Source organism: Campylobacter sp. US50a (assembly GCF_004379015.1).
GTDB lineage: Bacteria > Campylobacterota > Campylobacteria > Campylobacterales > Campylobacteraceae > Campylobacter_D > Campylobacter_D jejuni.
This window is the reverse complement of record NZ_RYYJ01000091.1, coordinates 1-287: the sequence shown is the minus strand read 5'-3', so window position 1 is coordinate 287 and position 287 is coordinate 1. Positions and strand designations below refer to the sequence as shown.

Annotated in this window: 1 protein-coding gene; it reads right to left on the bottom strand. The window is 24.0% G+C overall.

The features are described 5' to 3' along the window. Positions 1-287: DUF3825 domain-containing protein (locus tag ELQ11_RS09780; RefSeq protein ID WP_134225308.1), on the bottom strand; the 287-nt coding region annotated here is incomplete at both ends.

Sequence of the window (287 nt, the reverse complement as noted above, 5' to 3'; positions counted from 1 at the left end):
TCAAAAATGATTTCATTTTTGAATGTATCATAATCGCTTAAAGATTTAGGTATTTCTAAATCATCTAAAACTCTATCTCCATTAGAACAAAATTTTCTAAAAACATATCCTCCGTTTTCTTGAATTTCAAAGTATGCAAATATTGGAAAAACACCTGTACTATACAAACCTGTATTGAAACATGCCTTTGTTTTGTCTTTATTATAAGTAATAATATCAGGATAGCTTTTATTTTCGTAAATGAACTCAAAATATTTAAATAGATAAGAAAATAAAATATTATTTCC